This is a genomic window from Mesorhizobium sp. WSM4836 (assembly GCF_055811815.1).
In genome coordinates this window covers 343,507-364,678 of sequence record NZ_JBVVQF010000003.1, presented here as the reverse complement: position 1 = coordinate 364,678, position 21,172 = coordinate 343,507, and the positions used below count along the sequence as shown (strand labels likewise).

22 protein-coding genes and 1 tRNA gene are annotated in these 21,172 nt (G+C 60.0%); 10 read left to right on the top strand and 13 right to left on the bottom strand.

Annotated features, from left to right (window positions below; genetic code table 11):
* The first annotated feature begins 636 nt into the window (after positions 1-636).
* The 4 genes from AC0L2P_RS06010 to AC0L2P_RS05995 all read left to right on the top strand — a co-directional run bounded on the left by AC0L2P_RS06010 (position 637) and on the right by AC0L2P_RS05995 (position 3,905).
* Positions 637-1,479: a hypothetical protein gene (locus AC0L2P_RS06010; RefSeq protein ID WP_473500308.1), complete on the top strand. Its 843-nt coding sequence runs from the start codon at positions 637-639 to the stop codon at positions 1,477-1,479.
* A 184-nt stretch (positions 1,480-1,663) separates the two neighbouring features.
* Complete coding sequence (locus tag AC0L2P_RS06005; protein WP_473500307.1) at positions 1,664-2,440, top strand: tetratricopeptide repeat protein; 777 nt, start codon at positions 1,664-1,666, stop codon at positions 2,438-2,440.
* Positions 2,441-2,767: 327 nt separating this feature from the next.
* On the top strand, positions 2,768-3,130 hold the full coding sequence (locus AC0L2P_RS06000) for a hypothetical protein (RefSeq protein ID WP_473500306.1): 363 nt from the start codon (positions 2,768-2,770) through the stop codon (positions 3,128-3,130).
* 154 nt (positions 3,131-3,284) lie between these two features.
* The gene (locus tag AC0L2P_RS05995) at positions 3,285-3,905 is read left to right on the top strand and encodes a recombinase family protein (RefSeq protein ID WP_287241196.1); all 621 of its coding nucleotides are present in this window, start codon (positions 3,285-3,287) and stop codon (positions 3,903-3,905) included.
* Between the two features lie 378 nt (positions 3,906-4,283).
* Here AC0L2P_RS05995 and AC0L2P_RS05990 read toward each other — a convergent pair whose 3' ends face one another.
* Positions 4,284-5,603, bottom strand: a complete 1,320-nt coding sequence (locus AC0L2P_RS05990) for a hypothetical protein (protein ID WP_473500305.1) — start codon at positions 5,601-5,603, stop codon at positions 4,284-4,286.
* A gap of 603 nt (positions 5,604-6,206) precedes the next feature.
* On the opposite strand from AC0L2P_RS05990, the gene AC0L2P_RS05985 reads away from it, so the two are divergent.
* The 4 genes from AC0L2P_RS05985 (at position 6,207) to AC0L2P_RS05970 (ending at position 8,011) form a co-directional block, all read left to right on the top strand.
* On the top strand, positions 6,207-6,404 hold the full coding sequence (locus AC0L2P_RS05985; RefSeq protein WP_473500304.1) for a ribbon-helix-helix domain-containing protein: 198 nt from the start codon (positions 6,207-6,209) through the stop codon (positions 6,402-6,404).
* A gap of 341 nt (positions 6,405-6,745) precedes the next feature.
* A complete protein-coding gene (locus AC0L2P_RS05980) occupies positions 6,746-6,928 on the top strand; it encodes a hypothetical protein (protein ID WP_473500303.1) in 183 nt (60 codons plus the stop codon).
* Positions 6,921-7,415 carry a hypothetical protein gene (locus AC0L2P_RS05975; protein WP_473500302.1) on the top strand — a complete coding sequence of 165 codons (495 nt, stop codon included), beginning with the start codon at positions 6,921-6,923 and terminating at the stop codon, positions 7,413-7,415. Before AC0L2P_RS05980 ends, AC0L2P_RS05975 begins: the two co-directional genes overlap by 8 nt.
* A 302-nt stretch (positions 7,416-7,717) precedes the next feature.
* A complete protein-coding gene (locus AC0L2P_RS05970) occupies positions 7,718-8,011 on the top strand; it encodes a hypothetical protein (protein ID WP_473500301.1) in 294 nt (97 codons plus the stop codon).
* Between the two features lie 63 nt (positions 8,012-8,074).
* Here the strand turns inward: AC0L2P_RS05970 and AC0L2P_RS05965 are convergent, their stop codons facing one another.
* The 10 genes from AC0L2P_RS05965 to AC0L2P_RS05920 form a co-directional block, all read right to left on the bottom strand.
* Positions 8,075-9,748, bottom strand: a complete 1,674-nt coding sequence (locus AC0L2P_RS05965) for a DUF6538 domain-containing protein (protein ID WP_473500300.1) — start codon at positions 9,746-9,748, stop codon at positions 8,075-8,077.
* Between the two features lie 100 nt (positions 9,749-9,848).
* Positions 9,849-9,933: transfer RNA gene (locus tag AC0L2P_RS05960), tRNA-Leu, on the bottom strand.
* Positions 9,934-10,006: 73 nt separating this feature from the next.
* Entirely contained in the window at positions 10,007-10,627 is a 621-nt protein-coding gene (locus AC0L2P_RS05955; RefSeq protein ID WP_473500299.1) for a 2,3-bisphosphoglycerate-dependent phosphoglycerate mutase, read from the bottom strand.
* Positions 10,628-10,685: 58 nt separating this feature from the next.
* Positions 10,686-11,510: a 4-hydroxy-tetrahydrodipicolinate reductase gene (dapB, locus tag AC0L2P_RS05950; protein ID WP_473500322.1), complete on the bottom strand. Its 825-nt coding sequence runs from the start codon at positions 11,508-11,510 to the stop codon at positions 10,686-10,688.
* 20 nt (positions 11,511-11,530) lie between these two features.
* Positions 11,531-13,390 carry an ABC transporter ATP-binding protein gene (locus AC0L2P_RS05945; RefSeq protein ID WP_473500298.1) on the bottom strand — a complete coding sequence of 620 codons (1,860 nt, stop codon included), beginning with the start codon at positions 13,388-13,390 and terminating at the stop codon, positions 11,531-11,533.
* Positions 13,391-13,509: 119 nt separating this feature from the next.
* The gene (locus AC0L2P_RS05940) at positions 13,510-14,535 is read right to left on the bottom strand and encodes a glucokinase (protein WP_473500297.1); all 1,026 of its coding nucleotides are present in this window, start codon (positions 14,533-14,535) and stop codon (positions 13,510-13,512) included.
* A gap of 121 nt (positions 14,536-14,656) precedes the next feature.
* Positions 14,657-15,748, bottom strand: a complete 1,092-nt coding sequence (mepA, locus tag AC0L2P_RS05935) for a penicillin-insensitive murein endopeptidase (protein ID WP_473500296.1) — start codon at positions 15,746-15,748, stop codon at positions 14,657-14,659.
* A gap of 55 nt (positions 15,749-15,803) precedes the next feature.
* Positions 15,804-16,712: an SDR family oxidoreductase gene (locus AC0L2P_RS05930; RefSeq protein ID WP_473500295.1), complete on the bottom strand. Its 909-nt coding sequence runs from the start codon at positions 16,710-16,712 to the stop codon at positions 15,804-15,806.
* Positions 16,709-17,869 carry a tRNA epoxyqueuosine(34) reductase QueG gene (gene queG / locus AC0L2P_RS05925; RefSeq protein ID WP_473500294.1) on the bottom strand — a complete coding sequence of 387 codons (1,161 nt, stop codon included), beginning with the start codon at positions 17,867-17,869 and terminating at the stop codon, positions 16,709-16,711. The genes AC0L2P_RS05930 and queG overlap by 4 nt, the downstream gene beginning before the upstream one ends.
* Entirely contained in the window at positions 17,850-18,542 is a 693-nt protein-coding gene (locus tag AC0L2P_RS05920; protein ID WP_023678968.1) for a glutathione S-transferase family protein, read from the bottom strand. Before AC0L2P_RS05920 ends, queG begins: the two co-directional genes overlap by 20 nt.
* Positions 18,543-18,704: 162 nt before the next feature.
* On the opposite strand from AC0L2P_RS05920, the gene AC0L2P_RS05915 reads away from it, so the two are divergent.
* Positions 18,705-19,511, top strand: a complete 807-nt coding sequence (locus AC0L2P_RS05915; protein WP_352845479.1) for an undecaprenyl-diphosphate phosphatase — start codon at positions 18,705-18,707, stop codon at positions 19,509-19,511.
* A 17-nt stretch (positions 19,512-19,528) separates the two neighbouring features.
* On the opposite strand, the gene AC0L2P_RS05910 is transcribed toward AC0L2P_RS05915, so the two are convergent.
* Positions 19,529-19,906 (bottom strand): YraN family protein, encoded by a 378-nt coding sequence (locus tag AC0L2P_RS05910; protein WP_473500293.1) that lies wholly within the window; start codon positions 19,904-19,906, stop codon positions 19,529-19,531.
* Positions 19,899-20,807: a 16S rRNA (cytidine(1402)-2'-O)-methyltransferase gene (gene rsmI / locus AC0L2P_RS05905; protein ID WP_473500292.1), complete on the bottom strand. Its 909-nt coding sequence runs from the start codon at positions 20,805-20,807 to the stop codon at positions 19,899-19,901. The genes AC0L2P_RS05910 and rsmI overlap by 8 nt, the downstream gene beginning before the upstream one ends.
* A gap of 175 nt (positions 20,808-20,982) precedes the next feature.
* Between rsmI and AC0L2P_RS05900 the strand changes: the two genes are divergently transcribed.
* Positions 20,983-21,168: a hypothetical protein gene (locus AC0L2P_RS05900; RefSeq protein WP_473500291.1), complete on the top strand. Its 186-nt coding sequence runs from the start codon at positions 20,983-20,985 to the stop codon at positions 21,166-21,168.
* The last annotated feature ends 4 nt before the right edge of the window (positions 21,169-21,172 follow it).

Below are 21,172 nucleotides of genomic sequence, written 5' to 3'. Positions count from 1 at the left end.
TTGCTCAACCCGCGCCATACGGCGTAAAACCCGCCGAGGCTCTAACTGCAGCCGGATGAAAATTCAGTGGCAGGTCACAGTCTCTTACAGGAAATCAAGATTTTGCACTCCGCGCCTTCAAGGGCGTTCCGCCGTTGGCAGGCAGTGGAGAGCTAGAATTTTCTTTTTCTCTGCATGACTTCAAAAGACCGTGGAGTCCCTGGAGTCCGTGGAGTCTTATTGTAGAAGTTCTGCACTCAACCTAACATTCGATCGGCTGTAAGGTCGTGTCGGTAGCTTCACCACCAGCGCTATGGCGACACGGACATCTATCAACAGGTTGAATGCAGATCGCAGACATCAACTCAACCTGACGTCGCCTCATGGTTACCGTTCGCAGATCGTCATTGACGCCAGTGTGCGTATCTAAACCCGGCGCGGGCTCGACCGGACATCGAAGTACCGCGACCTCGCAGCAGCCTCAAGGCAACAACCAAAACACTGGACGTAGACAACGCCATCATCGACGGCGAGGCGGTATTAGGTAGCAAATGCACCTAAGTGCACGGCTCGTATACGCAGCGCATACGCTATACAATCCGTGCGCAGGATCATTGGTTTCCGGCACAAGGGCCTAGCCGCGACGGGGGGAAGGGCATGATCAAGCGGGCTGCGCTTTGGACAGCAATTATTGTTGCCGGATTGATCGGCTATGCGGCGAAACACGCTTACGGCATGTCCGATCAAGCCATCTATCTGGCTGTGACGGCTATAGGGCTCGTCATAGTCAGTTTTCACTTTGACCGGCGAATGGCCGCGCTAGAAGAACGTGTGATCCATAAGGATTACAGCGGCATCAAAGTAGCTATCCAGGATGGCGAGCGCCACAAGCCTCAGCACGAGCCGCCAAAGTCACTGATCGATGGAGGCGCGGTCCAATCGTTCATTACTGCCGCTCATGAGGTTCTCTTCGAGGATTTCAGGTGGTTTGGTGCTGTGCTCAACCAGCATGTTGCGGAGGCGTGGGCTATCGAGGAACTGAACGACACCGATGTCAGGGGCATCGAGGGGCCCGAGGTCGGAAGGCGATATCAAGTTTATTACAATGCCTGCAAGATGGGAACGATGCAGGTTACTGTCGGCGGACATGAGTGGATTTTTCGACCAGAAGCATTCGCGGAAAATCGACAAGCACAAGTCGAGATCGATCTAGATTACCTTCGCTTCGTGCCCTTTGATGCCGCCAAGAGCTTAATCAGTTCGATAGTACTTTTCATGGGCCCATTCGGTGATGATGGTGAGGAAGCCCGCTCCAAAGCGGCGAGCGTTGCTGCCGCTGCTCTGACTGGACATCTTTGGGAGTCGGTCAGGACTCCCGATATCGACACATCGTTTGAGTTCCGGACGGGAGGCCCATACGAACTCCTGAGGCACACGACCGATCACTGGAAGGCCAACGGCATTGATCCGCTCCTGAAATGGGCTGGTGATCGGCCGTAAAGCAGTGAGAGCGCTTAGCTCACTCCGGGAGAACTAGAATTCCTCCTCGATCCACTATGGAGACAACTGATGGGGCGTTCCAGAGCGGTGAACGACAAAGTTTAATCAAGGCTGTTGTGGTTCGCGCCGAGTTCAGGCGGCCAAACTCGTGGGGTCGCGAGATGCGTCCCCAAGCGGAGGTAAGATGATGAAGTCAACCCGGTTTGTCGTATCTCTGTGGTTTTCGGTTCTGCTTTTTGTCATTGTTCTGTTTTCTCCTACTGCGTCGCAAGGAGGTGCTCTTGAGGCGGAAGCTGCCTTCAAGGCGAATAATTATCAACTTGCATACAAGGAATGGAAAGAGCTTGCTGAAAACGGTGACGCCATCGCTGAGTTCAATCTGGGGTTCCTATACTCAAGAGGGCTCGGAGTTCCGATGGATTACTCCAAGGCTGCGGAATGGTGGACGAAGGCAGCAATGCAAAAAATGGCCGTGGCGGAGGTGAATCTCGGCCTTCTGTATTCTTGGGGTCAAGGAGTTCAGCTGGATGACGAAAAGGCGGCTGAACTTTGGCGCAGTGCAGCGACACAAGGATTATCTGAAGCTCAGCAATACCTCGGATACGTGTACCTCATTGGTAAAGGCGTGCCGAAAAGCAGCAATGACGCAATTTTTTGGCTCACCAAAGCCGCAGAACAGGGCAACGTCGCCGCTCAGGTTAATTTAGGCTCGATTTATCTCAGTGGTACAGATGTCGATAAAAATACAAATCTTGCGTTCCTTTGGTATAATAAGGCCGCAAAGCAAAATGATGCGCAGGCACAATATAATATAGGTCTGATGTATCTGAAGGGTGTCGGAGTTGAGAGCGACACAGCGCTTGCAATGGAGTGGCTAAAGCGCTCTGCCGCACAAGGCCACGAAGGTGCAAAAAAAGTACTTATCCGCATGGCGCCAGAACTCCAGAAGACGCCACCGTAATTCTTCCGGTCGGTTGGCTCCGCGCGGCCCCGATAAAAAATTGCCATAAAAAGTTCGACGCGGAATCTGATGTGCCCGACCGCCTGCCAGCCCCAATCCATAACCCCATGGTTGTAGGTGTATCTTGTGTCTCATGTGGTGCCCACATACCACATCTGCGATTCATTAAAGTTTGAATCGAATTGTCTGCACTCAACCCCTCTGCGTTAACCTTACCCCTCAAGGTAAACGCCGGCCGGCCGATCCCGCACCCTCGCATTCTGCCACCCGGCCGGTCTCCGAATAGGGTATATGCTGTCGTTACGGGGACCAAACTGAGGGACAAAAATGAAAAGACTGGCGCTTGCGGTGCTGCTGGTATCGTGTGTTGCGACGAACGCGCATTCGCAGAAGGAGGCCTTCACTACCGGTGTAACAGGTATGGAGTGCACAAAGCTGCTTAGTGTCACAAGCGAATCTGACTCGCCTCGTTCTCATATTCCGTTGGCAATGGTCTCGTGGACAGAGGGCTACATTACCGGAGTGAACATGGGGCTGAAGCACTTAGGTCAGCCTCGGTACGATCTCAATAGCATGACCATCAATGAGATTTGGGCGTCTCTCTACGGCTTTTGTAAGAGAAATGCCGACAAACAGGTAATGCAAGGGATGACAGAGATCATGGACAGGATGAAGCAAGAAGTGCCGTAAGTGAGCGGTTCGTTATCGGTATACATCAACAGTACCGGTCGAAATCTGGACTTAACCACAATAACAGGCGCTTAGTCTGGTTCGATATGAGCGCTTGATAACTCAAAACGTACCGAATACTGTCGAACCAGTGTAATCGAACCGCAGGTGTAAGATGTTTGTTCGCGCGTACCTCAGAGCCTCGACTGATCAGCAGAATGCCGATCGTGCGAGAGCCGATCTTGAAGCCTTCGCAGCCGAGCGTGGCCTGCGGATTGCGGCGTTCTATGTCGAGAATGAATCCGGTGCTTCGTTGGCCCGGCCGGAACTGTTCAGGCTGCTATCCGACTGCCAGCCCAATGACCTGTTGCTTACTGAACAGGTTGACAGGCTTTCCAGGCTCAACGCGGCCGATTGGGAAAGTCTCAAGGCGCAGATCGCAGCGCGCAAGGTGAAGGTTGTAGCGCTTGACTTGCCTACGTCATGGATGATGGCCAAGGCAGATCAGGACGATTTCACCACACGACTGTTCGACGCGATGAATGCCATGATCCTAGATGTTCTCGCCGCTGTCGGCAGGAAGGACTATATCGATCGACGACGGAGACAAGCACAAGGCATAGCCAAAGCGCAGACCGAAGGCCGCTATAGAGGCCGGCAGGAGGACGAACGGCGCAACGCTGGCATTACGAAGATGCTCGGCAATGGGCAAAGCTGGTCCAGCATCGTCGCCGCCACCGGAGCCTCTAGGAGCACATTGGCGAGGCTGGCGAAGCGATTGCAGCCTGCCGGCTAGGAGCGCCCATGCGCGCGCTTCTGGCCCTTTTCGAGTTATGCCTGTGGTTGACGGTGTTAGCGGTGCTATGGCCGCTGTAGCCGGACGCCTCGAAGTCTACACTGTCCGGCTGTGATCGACGGATAGCGGCCGTGCCATGCCCCGCATAGACACCAGCACCCGACGCGGACCAGACAGGGGTGGGGTGGCCTTCTGTTTCTTCGCGGTATTCAGCGACATGCACCTCTCAGAATGCGAGGCCCTGAGGCTCATTGGGGGATTTGGGGGTGGGTGGTTGCCAGGCCCCTACTGTGCAACTCGGTACGGATTCGGTTCTGCACTCAACCTCTTTAGGCCTTTGCAACACCACATTTGCCGGCGCTCCTCTGAAATCCGTTGTCACCAATCATATCGACGTGGTGTACTCGCCATCAGATCAATCGTAAAAGCTGAAGACGCACGCGACGGCCTTAGGGTGACCCACTCCGCGCTGTCTTCGGTTTGATGCGCCTCTTTTGGAAGGTTCAGTCGGCTGAATTTTCCCTTTTCAATTCGCCAATCCTTTTTCGATAACCTCAGGAACTCGTACCCATTTCCGACGACGGAAATTTCCTCTATGTGCTCTGCAAAATCTCTGTTGCAGTCAAAAAGAATCATACAGCCATCCAACTCTAGAGCCCTAAAAGATGGCTGGAAGCGTTCTAGAAAAGGCTCGCTTAGGGCTGAAAACCCCACCGTGTTCCTTTCGATGTCAAGAACGCCGCTAGAACTTGACGTTCTAATATGCCCCTCCTTGTCTTCACCGGCCGCGTTCGTAGGATGCTCTAGCTTGTCTACGCCTTCAAAATATCTCGTATATTGCGGTGTTCCAGGCAGCATCCAACTAAAGCAATAGCCATATTGGCGGTTTCTCGGAAACTTATCTCTGGACTTTTTCAACTGATCAGGCGTTTGAACGATAGGTACGTTTCCCCCACCAAACACTAAACCGATCAGACCATCACTATGAACCCTAAGAGATAACGTCGCTTGAAGCACAACCTCACCCTTCGAAACACCCCAAAGCGACGAATCTAAGCGAACGACTACTGCTAAAGAGTCAAGCACAAGCTGCGCTTCAAGTAGGAACTGAATCCGTTTTGTTGCTTGATCTAGCCCCCTCAATCCAGGCCCTACAACAGAGTTTATTTCAGATGCCCAAGTCGTAAAGAAATCCTTTTGCTCGGCGTCACTGAGAGGAATATCAAGATATCGAAATCTGATTGCATACCCTCTGTTTGAATCGAGAGCGATCCGTAGCCGCTCTCTGTCAAAGATGTCGCAATGGACTATACCCTTACCATATGCGAGCTTCTTCATATCGTCCACAATTGTTGGAGTTAAACCAACGTTCGTAAAGAATACGAATCCAATTCTTTCGATTTCATCCTTCTTTTGCGCCTTGATGGCACTAGCCAAGTCACCTTTAAACTTCTTATTTATTTGCTTTCTGTGGTCGTCCAGGTCGGTCGCGTCGTTTGTGAATCCTATTGCCCCAAAACAGATGTCGCCGTTGTAAGTAGCCTGAACGTCACGGCCGCCATCTGGACCCCCTTTTGGCAACCTGGGGCGTACGTCTGAATAACCATTTTGAACGGATAAAATCTCCAAACACATTCGCTCTCGCATAGCCTGGTTAGTGTTCAGATGGTCTTTGAGTCGCCTATCTGTGTCGCTCATAATAATTCCCCCCAGCAGAACCAAAACGCGACACAAAGAGCAGGTCCAATCGACCACGGCAAGAGATGCGCGTTTCCGTGGTTGGGGCCGACCAGTCTGCCTCAGATTTCCAACCTCAAAGCCCCGGCTCCGGAAACGCCGGTCCTGCGGCTGACCAACACCAAATCACCCGGCCTGTGATCGACCAATAGAGAATGAGTGGTTGAATGCAGAGGCAAGAGAGCAGACAAGTCTCCGTATATATATTGGCCCCTTTTCGCACTGTTTCTTTATACAGAAGGAAACAGTGTGAGCCACTAGCAGGAAAATATTGACATTTACAGTTTTCTTATTTACTATTCGAAATTACAAAAGTCGTTCTCTGCGGGGCGCACGCCGGCTTTTCTCCAAAACAAATTGAGAGACCGAGTCCATGCCAAAGAAACGCATGGGGAGACCGGCCGTCATCGAGCCCGGCGAATCCCAAAACGTCTATCTTCCCGCGCGCCATCGGCAGCAAATAAAGGCTCTTGCTCGGCAGAACTACGTGTCCTTCAGCGCGGTCGTGCGTATGGCCATTGAAGAATACTTGAACACTCACGGTGTTACAGTGGAGGAACTTCGATGATCAATGGTGGCGTCTCACACAATCGCGTAGTCGTGCATCTGCCGGACTCGTTGAAGGAATTCCTCGAATCCGAAATCGCCCGCACCGGTCACAACAGCAGTGCCATCATAAGGCAAGCGCTGGCCCAGCGGCAGAAGACTCGGCGCGCTGAAACGATCGACCAAGCGGTACTCGCGAATGAGGGAGCCTGCTGACCATGGTCAAGAGCGATGAATACCCGCTGGTGTCACTGCGACTCCGTCCAGACCTATTGCCGCGCATTGCCAACGCGATGAAGCGGCAGAACCTTACGTCGCGGCCAGCTTGGTTGACTGCCGTTATCGAGGCCGCCTTGGTCGAACAGGAATCGGCGGCCCGATGACCCACGCCCGATCACAAGACTACGCCAGATCACCCTACGAGTGGGTAAGGTTCATGACGATTCATGGCACCTCAGACAGGATCGATGATGCTGCCGACCGCGATGGACTGGACCGGGGCGAATGGCTGCGACGTGCCCTCGACCGCGCATTGAAGCTCTCTGAAGGCGTCCCCAATGACGGATGACTTCTATCCCCAATTTCGGCGCGTGCTGCTGCGGATGCATTCATCAATCGTGGACCGCATCGACGCCTCTGCAAAGGCTGACGGACTCGATCGTTCCGAGTGGCTGCAGCGCGCGGCGCTTGAGAAATTGCGAGATCAAAACTACATCAAAAAGGATCACAACAATGAATGAAGCTCAACAGACCTTTATGCAGAGATTCCCCGGCAAAGAACTCAATGACCTCCCGCCTGAGATTCGACTCCAGGTCGCTAATCTATCGGACGTTCCAGACTCGGAGCCCGTCGTGCAGGAAAACGAGCTTACCGACGCGCAAAGGTTCTTCCTTCGCGATTTGCGCCTGTCGCCGGATGACATCCCAAATTTGACAGAGGAACAGCGAAAGCACTTTGACATGTGGGGCGAGGACGTACACCGCAAGCGCCCGGAAGCAACGCCGGAAGCCGAAGTGCCGGCGCAATCCCAAGAGCCGCAGACCTTCAAGCCGAAAACGCTCAACATCGCCAAGCTCAACGCTGCCGGGTTGTCTCCCGAACGTCGGCTGGACATCGACCGGGCCTATGAACTCTTGCGGAGAAATCCCTCGGTCGGCCCTGCGAGTGGCGTCTCCCTGAAAGACATCGAATGGGCGCGTCTGGTGACCACTCCTTATCTGGATTGAGTCCGCCATGACCCGGCTACCCGCAAGCGGAGCCGACGAAATAGATAGAATCGTGCGCCCATGAAGCGGCCTTGGGGCTTCATCGGCTTGCATGGTGGCGACTAGTGCAGTCCTTCACTGGTCGCCACACCGAAATCCTCGAAATGGCTCAGGCAAGTTTCGAGGTTAGCCGGGCGAGTCATAGTCGTCCCCTCAACGATCCAGACTGGCCCGGCCTCTACCCCTGATGGTGCGCAGGCATCATCACCTCCCGACGACAGACCCAGACCGTCAACGCGCCCAGAGCGCCGGGAGACTTACCCATGCTTCTAAGAATGGAATGTTGGCTGACGTCTGACGATCACAGTGTCTTAAGGCGGGCGATTGCGGAGGCCATTTGGATTGATGCCGATAGCGAGACTCCACTTGTTGTCGAGTGGGAACAAGGCTTTTTCACAGTCTTGGTATCGGCGATCGAGGGCAATGCCTTCGTGGCGATTAGCTCTTCCGATGGCGTCGATCCAGAGGCGACCGGGCACCTGCTACTCGAAGGCCAAACGGCAAGATGGCGGGTGCTGGCCGGCAAGGTCGTGACCAAGGAATACCGCAAGGGATAGCTCCAGTCAGTCAGAACTTTGGGCCGCATGGTGGTATTTATGCGGCCTTCTTTTTATCTGCACTCAACCTTCAGATGCCGCAGGCTGTTCGTCGCCTCCAGCGCTAACAGGCGGCAATTTGATCTTCTCCAGCGCCCTCAGCATCGTAGACAGTTCCGGATTGTAATATCCACCAGCATCCGTCTTCGTTGCATGGCCTTGAAGCCTGTCAGCCATGCGGTCCTGTATTCCAACTTCATCCGCATGTGTCTTGAACCAGTGCCGCAAGCCGTGATTCGGGTCTATCCGCTTATCGGTGAAACCGTTCTCTCGTATCCATGTGCCCAGCCGGTTTGATACGCCCTTCGACGCGTGCTTCTTGTCCGGGTCACCAGACGATTTACCATAGAACAGCGGCCCGTCGCCTTTCGACTTCACGAATTCGAGGAAGCCGTCTTCGATCAATTGCGGATGAAGCGGGACCGTTCGTTCCGAGAAGTCTTCCTTAATGCTGGCACCGTCTGGCGCACGCTGGATATCCAGATAATGGATACCGTTCTCCTCCTTCACGAAGCTGCCCCAAAGCTGCACAACCTCGCTGATACGCGAGCCAGTGGCGGCGACAAGCCAAGGCAACCAACGGCGATCGGGACTGGTTTCCGTCTTAGCCAGTTCCAGCAATTTGGCGACCCCCGCGTTGCTATAGCCGACGCGCGGTTTCGACCCCTTCTTGCCGCCCGATACCTTCACGCCCAAGCCGGGGTTTGCCGCCACAAGCCTGTTGGTGACGCCGTAGTTGAACACCGTGCGAAGGCAGGCGAAGTAGCTGTCATTGATCGTCTTTGTAGCTTTTTTGGACGCGACCAGATCGTCCTTCCACTTGATCATGTCTTCCGTCGTGAGGGAGCCGGCATCGCCAGCCTTGTCGGGGAATGCGGCCTTCAACGATTTGAAGATGCCTCGCCATGTCGATAGGGTGCTGGCGCTTGGCTTCGTTTCCATCTTCCATTTGTCGAATAAGGCGTCCAGCGAGACGGGCGACAACGATGAAGCGGTTGAGACAGGGTTGGGCGCAGATGCCCGGTTAATCTCCGGCGTCGCCTGGTGCCCCTCCAGATCGCCAGACAGGGCACTTTGCAACGCCGCTATCTCGGCACGTGCCAACGTCAACGCGAGTGCCACATGCGCCTTGCGATCGAGGCCGGGCTGGCGCTCCTCGGCAAGGTCCAGCATTTCGCCAATGTCGCCGGTGTCGACCATGCGCTTGAGATCGGCAATACGGGCCTTGGTCCGCTCTCGGATGACGTAGCTGACGACCCTATCAAGGTCGCCGTCCGCCACGAGCTTGTCGAAATAGGTGAACTCGTTAGGCTCTGAATGGTACTGCGCGGCGCGCTGCCAGAAATCTTTGGGATTTACCAACGCCGCCTCGTAGAGATCGGCGCGGACAGTCAGTTCTCTCTCGGCGATCTCACGGCCATATTGGCGGCCGAGATCGGCGAAGCTCGCGGGGCTCTGGGTCACCGGTAGGGACTTCGCCGCCTCTGCTTGTGCCGCTATCCTGGCCCGGTGCTTCTCGAATTCGCCGCGAATGTCCACGACGGCTGCGTGAAGGTTTTGAACGGCTTCGTTGTGGTCCTTGGTCTTGAGAGATTTCTTGTGCTGCTTCCGGCCGTAGGACTCCGCGATATCGGAAGGCACCCGGACTTGAGCGTAAAATGTGTCGGCGATCTTGATGAGATAGCTTGGGGCTTGCATGTCTTCCATCCCTTGAATGTACCCGAGTTTGTACCCGAGTCGAGACAGAAAACTCTTTAGAACCGGACCCTTAGAGTGATATCAATCACTTAAGGGTAGATGGTGCCCAGAAGAGGACTCGAACCTCCACTCCTTGCGGAACACGGACCTGAACCGTGCGCGTCTACCAATTCCGCCATCTGGGCTGGTGCGCGCTCATTAAGCGGGCGAGGGATGAGTGTCAACGCGCTTTTTTGAAAGCCGCGTTGCTTCTCCGGCTCAGTGCTCCAGCACTTCCTTCGACGCCACCGTGGAATCGGCGTTGAGCGTGTAGATGATCGGCACGCCGGTGCCGAGCTCGAGCTTGACGATCTCCTCGCCCGATTTGCCGTCCAGCGCCATGATCAGCGCGCGCAGCGAATTGCCGTGCGCCGCCACCAGCACGGTGCCGCCGCGCAGCACATGCGGCTGCAGATCGTGCAGGTAATAGGGCCAGACGCGCGCGCCGGTATCCTTCAGGCTTTCCCCGCCGGGCGGCGCCACGTCGTAGGAGCGGCGCCATATATGCACCTGCTCCTCGCCCCATTTCTTGCGCGCGTCATCCTTGTTGAGGCCGGACAGATCGCCATAGTCGCGCTCGTTCAGCGCCTGGTCGCGAATGGTCTCGAGGTCGCTCTGGCCGACGGCGTCGAGAATATGCTGGCAGGTCTTCTGCGCGCGGATCAGCGACGACGTAAAGGCGATGTCGAATTTCATGCCGTGCGCCCTGAGCTTGGCGCCCCCTTGCTTGGCCTCGGCATGGCCCAGCTCGGTCAGGTCGACGTCGCGCCAGCCGGTAAATAGGTTCTTCAGGTTCCATTCGCTCTGGCCATGGCGCACGAGCACGAGAGTTCTCGACATATTTGCTCCTTCAATCTGTGGATCAGCCAAATTTTGTGGATCAGCCAAATCTTGCGGATCAGCTTGTCAGGCCGAGCACGTCCCGCATCGAATAGAGGCCCGGCTTGCGGCCGCGCGCCCACAGGGCTGCCTTGACCGCGCCACGGGCAAAGATCGCCCGGTCCTCGGCGTGGTGGGCGAGCGTGATGCGCTCGCCGGTACCGGCCAACACCACACTGTGGTCGCCGACCACCGAGCCGCCGCGCAAGCTGGCGAAACCGATCGAGCCGGCCTTGCGCACGCCGGTATGGCCGTCGCGCACGCGAACATCGTTGCCGGTAAGTGCTACGCCGCGCCCGGCAGCGGCGGCCTCGCCGAGCAGCAGCGCCGTGCCCGACGGCGCGTCGACCTTGTGCCGGTGGTGCATTTCCAGGATCTCGATGTCGAAATCGTCGGCGTCGAGCGCGCGCGCCGCCTGCTCTACCAGCACCGCCAGCAGATTGACGCCGAGGCTCATATTGCCTGACTTGACCACCGTCGCGTGCCGCGCCGCCGCCGCGATCCTGGCATTGTCTTCGGCCGAGCAGCCGGTGGTGCCGATGACATGGACGATGCGCGCCTGCGCGGCGTAGCCGGCGAATTCGACAGTTGCCGCCGGCGTGGTGAAATCGAGCACGCCGTCGGCCTTGGCGAAGGCCGGCAGCGGATCGTCGCCGATTGCCACCTCGAGCCTGCCGACGCCGGCCAGTTCGCCGGCATCCTTGCCGGTATGGGGTGAACCGGCCCGCTCGATGGCGCCGGCGACGCGGGCGCCCGGTATCGTGTGGATGGCGCGGATCAACGCCTGGCCCATGCGGCCGGCCGCGCCCACCACCACCAGGCCCATTTCCCCCGTTTCAGTGATGTTGATGGTCGGCGTGTCACTCATGAATGTCTCCCGGCCGCCTTTTTCGGGCGGACATTTTGCGCCGCAGTCTGGATTGGCTTACCGTCATCGACAAGCCCCAGCCCTTTCCTGCCCTGCACCCGATGGAACCGCGCATAGACGCTGTGCAGATCGGCCATCAACGAGGCATGCGTGCCCTGTTCGACCAGCCGGCCCTGCTCCAGCACAATGATATGGTCGGCATTGACCACCGTCGACAGCCGGTGCGCGATGACGATGGTGGTGCGCCCTTCCATGACATGGGTCAGCGCTTCCTGGACGCGGGCCTCAGCCTCGTTGTCGAGCGCCGAGGTGGCTTCATCGAGCAGCAGGATCGGCGCCTGCCGAACGATAGCGCGTGCAATCGATACGCGCTGGCGCTGGCCGCCCGACAGCGTCACGCCGTTCTCGCCGACGGGCGTGTCGTAGCCTTGCGGCTGCTGGCGGATGAAATCGTCTGCCGCGGCCTGTTGCGCGGCACGTTCGATCTCGGCGTCCGTGGCGCTCAGCCTGCCGTAGCGGATGTTGTCGCGGATGGTGCCTTCGAACAGATAAGGCTGCTGCGATACATAGGCGATCGAGCCGCGCAGCGAATGCTTGGTCACCTCTAGGATGTCCTGGCCGTCGATCTCGATGCTGCCCGACTCGACGTCGTAGAAGCGCTGCAGCAGCGCCACCAGCGTCGTTTTGCCGGCGCCCGAGGCGCCGACGATGGCGGTCACCTTGCCGGCAGCGGCGACAAAGCTCAGATCCTGCAGGACCGGCGCCTCCTGGACATAGCGGAAGGACACATTGTTGAAGCGCACTTCACCAGAGGTGAATTTCGCCTCGGCGGCCCCCGGCATGTCACCCTGCTGCGGCTCAAGGTCGAGAAGCTCGTAGATCATGCGCGCATTGACCAGCGACTTTTCCACGCCCACCTGCATACGCGCCAGCCGCCTGGCGGGGTCATAGGCAAGCAGCAGGGCGGTGATGAAGGCAAACACCGCGCCCGGCGGCTGGCCGCCGACGGTCGCCCGGTAGCCGGAATAGGCGATGACGCCGGCGACGGCGAAGCCGGCCAGCATTTCGGAGATCGGCGTCAGCCGTTCCGAGACGCGGGCGATCTTGTTTGCCCGCTGCTCGGCGCCCGCGACGAGGCCGCCGATGCGGCGCGACAGCTCGTCTTCCAGGGTGAAGGCCTTGACGATAGCGATGCCTTGCGTCGCTTCCTGCATCGCGCCGATCAGCCGCGAGTTGATCTGCACCGATTCACGGGTGATGCGACGCACCCGGCGCATCAGATAGGAGACACTGTAGATCAAAGGCGGGCCGATCAGCAGCGACATCGCCGAGAGCATCGGGTCCTGCCAGATCATGACGCCGACGAGCGCGACAAGCGATACCGCATCGCGCGCCAGCGATGTCAGCGTTATCGACAGAAGATCGCGGATGCCGTTGACGTTCTCGTTGATCTGCGCGGCGAGCCGGCCCGAGCGGGTGTCGTTGAAGAAGCTGACGCCGAGCTTCATCAGATGGTCGAAGATGCGGCGTTGATAGCGCGCCACCAGATTATTGCCGATTTTGGCCAACGTCACTGCCTGGCCGTAGCTGGCCAGCCCGCGCAGCATGAAGGCGGCCAGGATCGACACGCTGATCAGCGCGATGAGATCGCCGCGCCGTTGGTAGAAGATCTGATCGATGACATCCTTCATGATCCAGGCTGTGAAGGCGGTCGTCGCCGCGATCGTCACCAGGCACAGCACGGCAAGAGCATAGTACCAGCGATAATCGCGGCTGTTCTCGGCGATGATGCGGCGGATCACCGCCACGATCTCGCTGGGACGGACTTTCCCTTTGGTTGGTGCTGGAAGTGTCAAGTTGGAGCGCTTTGTGGTTTCGGTTCGGCCGGGCTGCAATTCGGCAACCTCTTAACGCCCCAATGGCGGCTTGCCTATGGCCGGGGACGGCGAAACTTCGTCGCGGCGCAGCTTGTGTACTAAACCCGCCAGCGCCGCCCCGCCGTCTGCACGCCGAACAGCGACGGATTTCTGGCATAGGCGGCGAGCCCTAAAAGCGCCGCCAGCGGATGGGTGATGACATAGACCGGTATGCTGCGCATCAGAGCGCTGTGCGGCGCCTTGTCCTCGAAGGCGGCGCGGAAATTGCCGGTCCGCAGCGCCGGCAGGATTTTTTGCGCGATGCCGCCGGTGAGAAACACGCCGCCGCGGCTCATGAACACCAGAGCGAGATCGCCGGCGGTGCGCCCCAGGCAGGTGACGAAGATCGACAGCGCCTCTTCGGCCACCGGATCGTTCTTTGCCAGCGCCGCGGCGGTAACCTCGGCAGGCGTGGTAAAGGGCGACGGCTTGCCGTCCGCCTTGGCCACCGCCCGGTAGGCATTGACCAGGCCGCGTCCTGAAAGGATCTGTTCGCCGGAAATGCGGCCCTCGAGTTTCTCGATATGCGGAAACACCTGGAAATCGCGCGGCGAGCGCGGCCCGATATCCATATGGCCGCCCTCGCCGGGCACCGGGATCCAGTGATGCAGCGCATAGACCAGCCCGGCGACGCCGAGCCCGGTCCCCGGGCCGAGCACTACCCGCCCGGAATTCGGTTCCGGCGCGTCACCGCCGATCTTTTCCATATACTCTTCGCCGAGTGCGACGACGGCCAGTGCCTGCGCCTCGAAGTCGTTGAGCACCACGACGTCGCTGAGACCGAGACTGGAGAACATCTGTCTCGGCTTGACGATCCATGGGCAATTGGTGAGGGGGATCTCGTCGCTTTCGACAGGACCGGCTACCGCCAGCACAGCTGAATTCGGCCGGACCGACGAGCGGTCGAGCACGGCCGACTGGATCGCCTCGTCGATCGTATTGAAGTTGGCGGTCTGGACGATCGTCGGCTCCCCGGCTTCGGAATTCGCGTCGAGCACGATCGAGAAGCGCGCATTGGTGCCGCCTATGTCGCCGATCAGGATCGGAAACCGCAACAGAGTGTCGTCGTCGCTTACGCCTGGCATGCTCTCGTCCGTTCCCGACGCGTATCGCCGTTCTCTCGTTGACTAGCGCATGACCGCAAAAAGGGAAATCGGTTTTCGAAATGGAAATGCACGGATGCAGACAGCGAACACGCTGCCCGCATCAGTGCCCCGGTCGTGGCCGCGGCAGCGGAATGCCGATCTCGGGGGTCGCCACAAAGGCGTTCGCCGAGACTGGAAGCGCTGCCGCGCCGGCTGCGACCGTCGGCGGCGGCGAAGGCTCTGCCGCGGGAGCAGCTGCGGCAGCGATCGGCACGCCGTCGCCATAGTAGGTGACTGCTTCCGCCGAGGCCGGAGCCGGCGCGTCGAGCACAAACTGGCATTGCCTGGGCAGGTTCGCCATCGTCATCACGTCGCGTGCCTTCGGCTTGTCCGGATTCTTGTTGGGGCGCCATGGCTCCTCGGTGAACCACCAGGCCAGCGCCTTGTCGCAGCCATCGCCCGGCGTCGTCGCTTCCTGCGCCTTGCAGTCGGGTGACCCAGGCTGGCAACCGATGCGAATGTGGAAGTGGTAATCGTGGCCCCAGAACGGCCTGACCTTGCGCAACCAGCCGCGGTCGCCTTTGACCGTGTCGCAGAGCTTCTTCTTGATCCCTGGATTGACCAGGATGCGCTCGACTTCGGGATAGCTCGCGGCGCGCTTCAACAGCCGCGTATGCATCGGCGTCCACAGCCCGTCCTTTACCAGATGGGTCTTTTCATCGACCATCAAGGTAGCGCTGATGTTTTCGCGCTCTTCGGTCGAAAGCTTGCGGTCGGGCATCGGCGTCAGCCAGATGTCGGCGTCGAGGCCGATCTGGTGCGAGGCATGGCCGGTCAGCATCGGTCCGCCGCGCGGTTGCGAGATGTCGCCGATCAGCAGGCCCGGCCAGCCGTCGGCCGCGGCATCGCGTGATAGTTTCTCGATCAGCGCGATCATTGCCGGATGGCCCCAGCGGCGGTTGCGCGACGGTCGCATCACCTCCCAGTGCCGGCTATCCATGGGCAGGGCGACGCCGCCGGAAAAACAGCCTTTGGAATAAAAGCCGATCGATTGCGCCGCTGCGAGTGCCGGCAGCTTTTTGGCGCCGAACAGGTCTTTTGCCCTCTCCTCGGCGCTCGCCGTCGGCGCTGCAAGCGTCAGGCCGGCGACGGCCAGTGCTGCCGTCAGCAGCAGTGTTTTTCCCGGCAAGGCTCGCGTTAACGTCTTTCCCAAGCTGGACCCCTCCGCGATTGAACCGCATCATACCACGGACCGCGCAACGCATCGATCACGACCGTTTCATCGGGCTGCGCGCCTCGCCGTCGCGCCAGTTGCCGCTCGCCCACATGGCATCGAGCGCCGAGCGGTAGTCGGGAAAGCAAAAGCCATAACCGGCCGCCTTGATCGCTGCGTTGGCAACACGCTTGTTCTCGCCATAGAAGGACCGCGCCATGGGCGAAAGTTGGGCGCTCTCGAACGGAATTTCGGACGGCGGCTCGATGCCCATCAATCCGGCGGCATAGGCAACGACGTCCTGCGGCGGCGCCGGCAGGTCGTCGGTGACGTTGAAGACGCCGCCGCGATTGCCTTCGGCGAGATGCCAGAGCGCGCCGGCAATATCGTCGCAATGAATGCGGTTGAACACCTGGCCCGGCTTGACCAGCCGCCGCGCGGTGCCGTTTTCCAGATTGACCAGGGCGTTGCGGCCTGGCCCATAAATGCCGGAAAGCCGCAGGATCACCACCGGCCGGCCGATGTCGTGGCCCAGTTTCAGCCAATCCTGCTCGGCGGCAACCCTCATTACTGATCGCTTCGATACCGGCCGGCACTCGGCGGCCTCGTCCACCCAATTGCCGCCATGGTCGCCATAGACGCCGACGGTGGAGAGATAGGCGATCCATTCGAGCTCCGGCATGTTGGCCGCGATCACCTCGCGTGCCGCGCCCAGCACCGGGTCGCCGGACTCGTCCGGCGCGACCGAGACGACGAGATGGGTTGTCTTCCCAAGCGCATCGCCGATTTCGGAGGTCAGCGGGCCATCGAAGCGCAGCGGCACGATACCGCCTTGCCGCAGCGCCGCGAATTTTTCCGGCGACCGCGTTGTACCGAAGATCGTTGTGTCGGCATCCCTGTTGGCGCGGGCCAAGACCTTGCCCGAATAACCGGCGCCGAAGATGAAAATCTGCTTTTTTGTCATGTATGCGCCCCGATCGGCCTTGGCAGGGCCAGAAGCCATTCGTCTCTCACCGCCTCGTCATTTTCTGCTTGCAAGGCGGCTGCGGCACGTTCGGCCAACTCCCGACCCGGCACAAGCCGCGACAGCGCCCATACCGCGGTTCCGCGAACCAGCGGCGAGGCATCGTCGAGCACCGCGCGAACGGCGCCGGCCAGCGACAAGTCCTGGGAATTGCCGGCCGCGATCAGCACGTTGCGGATAAAACGGTCGCGGCCGATGCGCTTGACCGGCGAGCCCGAAAAAAGCGCGCGGAAGCCAGTGTCGTCGAGGCGCAGCAGCTCGGCAATCGGCGGTTCGCGCAACTCCTCGCGGGCCGAAAACTTTGCCTCCGAAGCGGCTTGGGCGAACTTGTTCCACGGACAGGCAGCCAGGCAATCGTCGCAGCCATAGATGCGGTTGCCGATCTTTTGCCGGAATTCTAGCGGGATCGGCCCCTTATTTTCAATGGTGAGATACGAGATGCAGCGCCGCGCATCGAGCCGGTAAGGCGCCGGAAAGGCGTCGGTCGGGCAGGCGTCGAGACAGGCGCGGCAGGAGCCGCAATGGTCGTCCTCAGGTGCGTCCGGCACCAGTTCGGCCGTCGTGAAGATGGTGCCGAGGAACAGCCACGAACCATGCGTTCGGCTGACCAGGTTGGTGTGCTTGCCTTGCCAGCCGAGGCCGGCCGCCTCGGCCAGCGGCTTTTCCATCACCGGCGCGGTGTCGACAAACACCTTTACGTCGCCCCCCGAGCGCGCCACGATCTTGCCAGCGATCTCCTTCAGCCGGCCTTTCATCACGTCATGATAGTCACGGTTCTGCGCATAGGCCGAGATCGCGCCGCGGTCACGCTTTCTCAGGATCTCGAGCGGGTCGTGGTCGGGGCCGTAATTCATCGCCAGCACGATGATCGAACGGACCTCTGGCCAAAGCGTCGTCGGTTTGCCGCGCCGCTCGAGCGTTTCGGCAATCCAGCCCATCGAGCCGTGAAAGCCGTCGGCAACAAATTCGGCCAGCCGGGCCGGCGCCTGCGGGATTGCATCGGGCGTGGTGACGGCAACGGCGTCGAAGCCGGCATTCCGTGCCTCGCGTTCGATCAGCGCGCGCAGCTTTGCCGTATCAGAAATCGAGGTCCGCATAATGTGACACCGGCGACAGGCCGCGCACCCGGTCGGACAGAAGCGGCCGGAACGAAGGCCGTGATTTCACCCTTGTATACCATTCGCGCGCGGCGCTGTGTTCGCGCCAGTCGATCTCGCCGAGATAATCTAGCACCGACAGCGCCGCCGCCGCCGCGAGATCGGCATAGGTGACCTTGTTGCCGGCCAGCCAATGACGGGTGCCGGCCAGCCAGTTGGTGTATTTCATGTGCTGGCGGATATTGGCGCGGGCGGCGCGGATCGCTGCCGAATCGGGCGATCCGCCGCCCGCCGTCTCCGGCATGACCGGCTTCAGAACGCGTTCGCGCACCAGATGCCGCGTGACTTCGCTTTCCGCCTTGTTGAGGTACCAGTCGGTCAGCCGGCGGATTTCGGCGCGCTCCATCGGATCCTCGGCGAATAGCCGCTTGTCGCGCTTGAGTACACCGCGCGTCTCGTCGAGATATTCGGCAATGACCACTGCGCCGACGATCGGCACGTCGCCTTCGGCGAGCAGGATCGGCAGCGTGCCGGCCGGGTTCAGCGCCAGGAACTCCTTGCGCCGCGTCCACGGCTTCTCTTCGATCAGCGCCAGTTCCTCGCCATACTCGCCAAAGGCGAGGCGAACGAAGCGGCAGCTGGCGAACATCGGATGGTGGAAAAGCGTCAGCATGGTCCCGCGATGATAGAGCGCACTGGCGAATCGCCGGCTGCGCCGGTAAGTCTTGGCCGCCCGGTTCACCGGGCTGTTAGGGTGCTGCGACCTATAGGGGGAGTTCCGCGCCGTGACAAGCAAGCCGTTTTTTCAAGCCTTCCCTCCAACGCCGAGGTTGCCATGGAAAGCCAGACCGTCGTCGAAGCGCTGCTGCTCGGCATGCTCGAGGGCCTGACTGAGTTTATTCCGGTGTCTTCGACCGGTCATATCCTGCTCGCCGGCCATTTCCTCGGCTTTCACTCGACCGGAAAGGCCTTCGAAATCCTGATCCAGCTTGGCGCTATATTGGCCATCCTCAGCGTCTATTTCCGCCGTCTCTGGAAGATGCTGCTCGAACTGCCCTATGATCGGCTGACGCGGCATTTCGTCCTTGGCATCCTCATCGCATTCCTGCCCGCGGCCGTCGTCGGCGCGCTGGCGCATGATTTCATCAAGACGGTGCTGTTCGAATCGCCGCGGCTGATCTGCATCATGCTGATCATCGGCGGCGTCATCCTGCTGCTGGTGGATCGCATGAAGCCGAAGCCGTATTATCACGATGTCGAGCGGTTCCCGACCAGGCTTTATCTGCAGATCGGGCTGTTTCAGTGCTTGTCGCTGATCCCCGGCACGTCGCGCTCGGGCTCGACCATCGTCGGCGCGCTGCTGCTCGGCGTCGACAAACGGGCGGCGGCGGAATTCTCCTTCTTCCTCGCCATCCCGACGATGGTCGGCGCCTTCGCCTTCGACCTGTTCAAGAACCGCAATGTACTGAGCAGCGCCGACCTGCCCATCATCGTCGTCGGCTTCGTCGCCGCCTTCGTCACCGCGCTGATCGTCGTGCGCTTCCTGCTCGACTACGTCTCGCGCCATGGCTACGCGCTGTTCGGCTGGTGGCGGCTGGTGGTCGGCATCGTCGGCCTTGCAGGGCTGGCCATCTGGGGGTAGCGGTCCGCGAAAGCGGCTCAGTTCCGCCCGTAGAAAACGTTCTCGACATGCACCGGCCAGCGCCACGGCAGCACCGCCACCATGTCGAAGCGCACCGATATTTTTCCGTAGTCGGATTGGCGCGACAGCCAGAAATCGGCGGCACCTTCGATGCGGCGCTCCGATTCGCGGCCGACTGCTTCCATTGCCTCCATCAGCGTGCGGCGCGCCTTGACCTCGACGATCAGCACCAGATCGCCACGCCGGGCGATCAGGTCGATCTCGCCGAACCTGGTGCGGTGGCGGCGGGCAAGAATCCGGTAGCCTTTCAGCATCAGCGCCGCTGCCGCCAGCCATTCGCCGTGATGGCCGCGCCGGTAGGCCTTTTGCCGGCTGGCGCTCGACCGTTCAGCCATCGCGGTTACCGTTATCCCTGAGTTCGAGCAGCCGTCGATAGAGCGCCTGTTTCTGGCCACCCGTCATCTTGGCGGCTTCCGCCGCTGCCTTGGAGGCCGGCATCTCGGCGGCGAGCGAAAGCAGCAGCCGGTCGATGTCTTCAGGCTCATCAGCGACCGCATCCGCCGGGCCGACGCAGATGACGATTTCACCCTTGGGCGTATCGGCTGCGGCGTAATGGCTGGCGAGCGACTGCAGGGTGCCGGTCCGCATCTCCTCGAAAGTCTTGGTCAGCTCGCGGCCGATCGCCGCCTTACGGGCACCGCCCAGCACCTCGACCATGGCACTGAGCGTCTCGGCCAGCCGTCGCGGCGATTCGAAGAAGATCAACGTTGCCGGCACCGCCTTCAGCGCTTCCAGCCGCGTCAGCCGCTGCCCGGTCTTCGCCGGCAGGAAGCCGGCAAACAGAAAGGCGTCCGAGGGCAGGCCGGATGCCGTCAAAGCGGCAAGTGCTGCTGATGGGCCGGGGATCGGCACGACACGAATGCCGCGTTCCAGTGCCTCGCCGACCAGCCGGTAGCCGGGATCCGAGATGAGCGGTGTGCCGGCATCCGAGATCAGCGCTACGCTCTGCCCGGCCTCGAGTGCCGCGATCAGCTTCGGCCCGGCTTCGCCGGCATTGTGCTCGTGATAGGCGGTGGTGCGGCGGCGGATGCCGTAGCGGTCGAGCAGCACGCGGCTGACACGTGTGTCCTCGCAGGCGACGATATCGGCGGCGGCGAGCGTTTCCAGCGCGCGAAGCGTGATGTCGGCAAGATTGCCGATCGGCGTCGCCACGAGATAGAGCGCCGGTTCGAGCGGCCGGGCGGCGATCTCGGTCTGCCCGACCACATAACTGCGTTTGGCCAATTCGCCGGTCACCTGCACAACTCCGTTCGGCCCTGTTTGGCACGGCTTACGCTTGGTTGCAAAAGCCTGGGTTGCAAAGCCCGGGTTCCAAATGGGAGGCCTACGTGAACCAGCCGCCACGCCTTCGCCATAGTAGGGAACGAAACCGTTGCCGGCGAATTTTACCCCTGATCTCGGGAGGAGCAGGATGGAAAGCCTGACGATACAGGACGTTTTCGAACCCTATTATGCCGGCCGCAAGCGCTTCGCCGCGCCATGCGACGAGCGCCTGCCCGCCGAAGCCGCAGACGGCAGAGCCAAGAAGCCGCTTGCACGCCAGCGATCGGCGCAGAGCAAGCCCGCAACCGAAACCGACCGCACGATGGAGCACTGACCGG

Coding starts and splice junctions, on each gene's coding strand:
- AC0L2P_RS06010 (WP_473500308.1), top strand. CDS start 637: ATGATCAAGCGGGCTGCGCTTTGGACAGCAATTATTGTTGCCGGATTG.
- AC0L2P_RS06005 (WP_473500307.1), top strand. CDS start 1,664: ATGATGAAGTCAACCCGGTTTGTCGTATCTCTGTGGTTTTCGGTTCTG.
- AC0L2P_RS06000 (WP_473500306.1), top strand. CDS start 2,768: ATGAAAAGACTGGCGCTTGCGGTGCTGCTGGTATCGTGTGTTGCGACG.
- AC0L2P_RS05995 (WP_287241196.1), top strand. CDS start 3,285: ATGTTTGTTCGCGCGTACCTCAGAGCCTCGACTGATCAGCAGAATGCC.
- AC0L2P_RS05990 (WP_473500305.1), bottom strand. CDS start 5,603: ATGAGCGACACAGATAGGCGACTCAAAGACCATCTGAACACTAACCAG.
- AC0L2P_RS05985 (WP_473500304.1), top strand. CDS start 6,207: ATGATCAATGGTGGCGTCTCACACAATCGCGTAGTCGTGCATCTGCCG.
- AC0L2P_RS05980 (WP_473500303.1), top strand. CDS start 6,746: ATGACGGATGACTTCTATCCCCAATTTCGGCGCGTGCTGCTGCGGATG.
- AC0L2P_RS05975 (WP_473500302.1), top strand. CDS start 6,921: ATGAATGAAGCTCAACAGACCTTTATGCAGAGATTCCCCGGCAAAGAA.
- AC0L2P_RS05970 (WP_473500301.1), top strand. CDS start 7,718: ATGCTTCTAAGAATGGAATGTTGGCTGACGTCTGACGATCACAGTGTC.
- AC0L2P_RS05965 (WP_473500300.1), bottom strand. CDS start 9,748: ATGCAAGCCCCAAGCTATCTCATCAAGATCGCCGACACATTTTACGCT.
- AC0L2P_RS05955 (WP_473500299.1), bottom strand. CDS start 10,627: ATGTCGAGAACTCTCGTGCTCGTGCGCCATGGCCAGAGCGAATGGAAC.
- AC0L2P_RS05940 (WP_473500297.1), bottom strand. CDS start 14,535: ATGCCAGGCGTAAGCGACGACGACACTCTGTTGCGGTTTCCGATCCTG.
- AC0L2P_RS05930 (WP_473500295.1), bottom strand. CDS start 16,712: ATGACAAAAAAGCAGATTTTCATCTTCGGCGCCGGTTATTCGGGCAAG.
- queG (WP_473500294.1), bottom strand. CDS start 17,869: ATGCGGACCTCGATTTCTGATACGGCAAAGCTGCGCGCGCTGATCGAA.
- AC0L2P_RS05920 (WP_023678968.1), bottom strand. CDS start 18,542: ATGCTGACGCTTTTCCACCATCCGATGTTCGCCAGCTGCCGCTTCGTT.
- AC0L2P_RS05915 (WP_352845479.1), top strand. CDS start 18,705: ATGGAAAGCCAGACCGTCGTCGAAGCGCTGCTGCTCGGCATGCTCGAG.
- AC0L2P_RS05910 (WP_473500293.1), bottom strand. CDS start 19,906: ATGGCTGAACGGTCGAGCGCCAGCCGGCAAAAGGCCTACCGGCGCGGC.
- AC0L2P_RS05900 (WP_473500291.1), top strand. CDS start 20,983: ATGGAAAGCCTGACGATACAGGACGTTTTCGAACCCTATTATGCCGGC.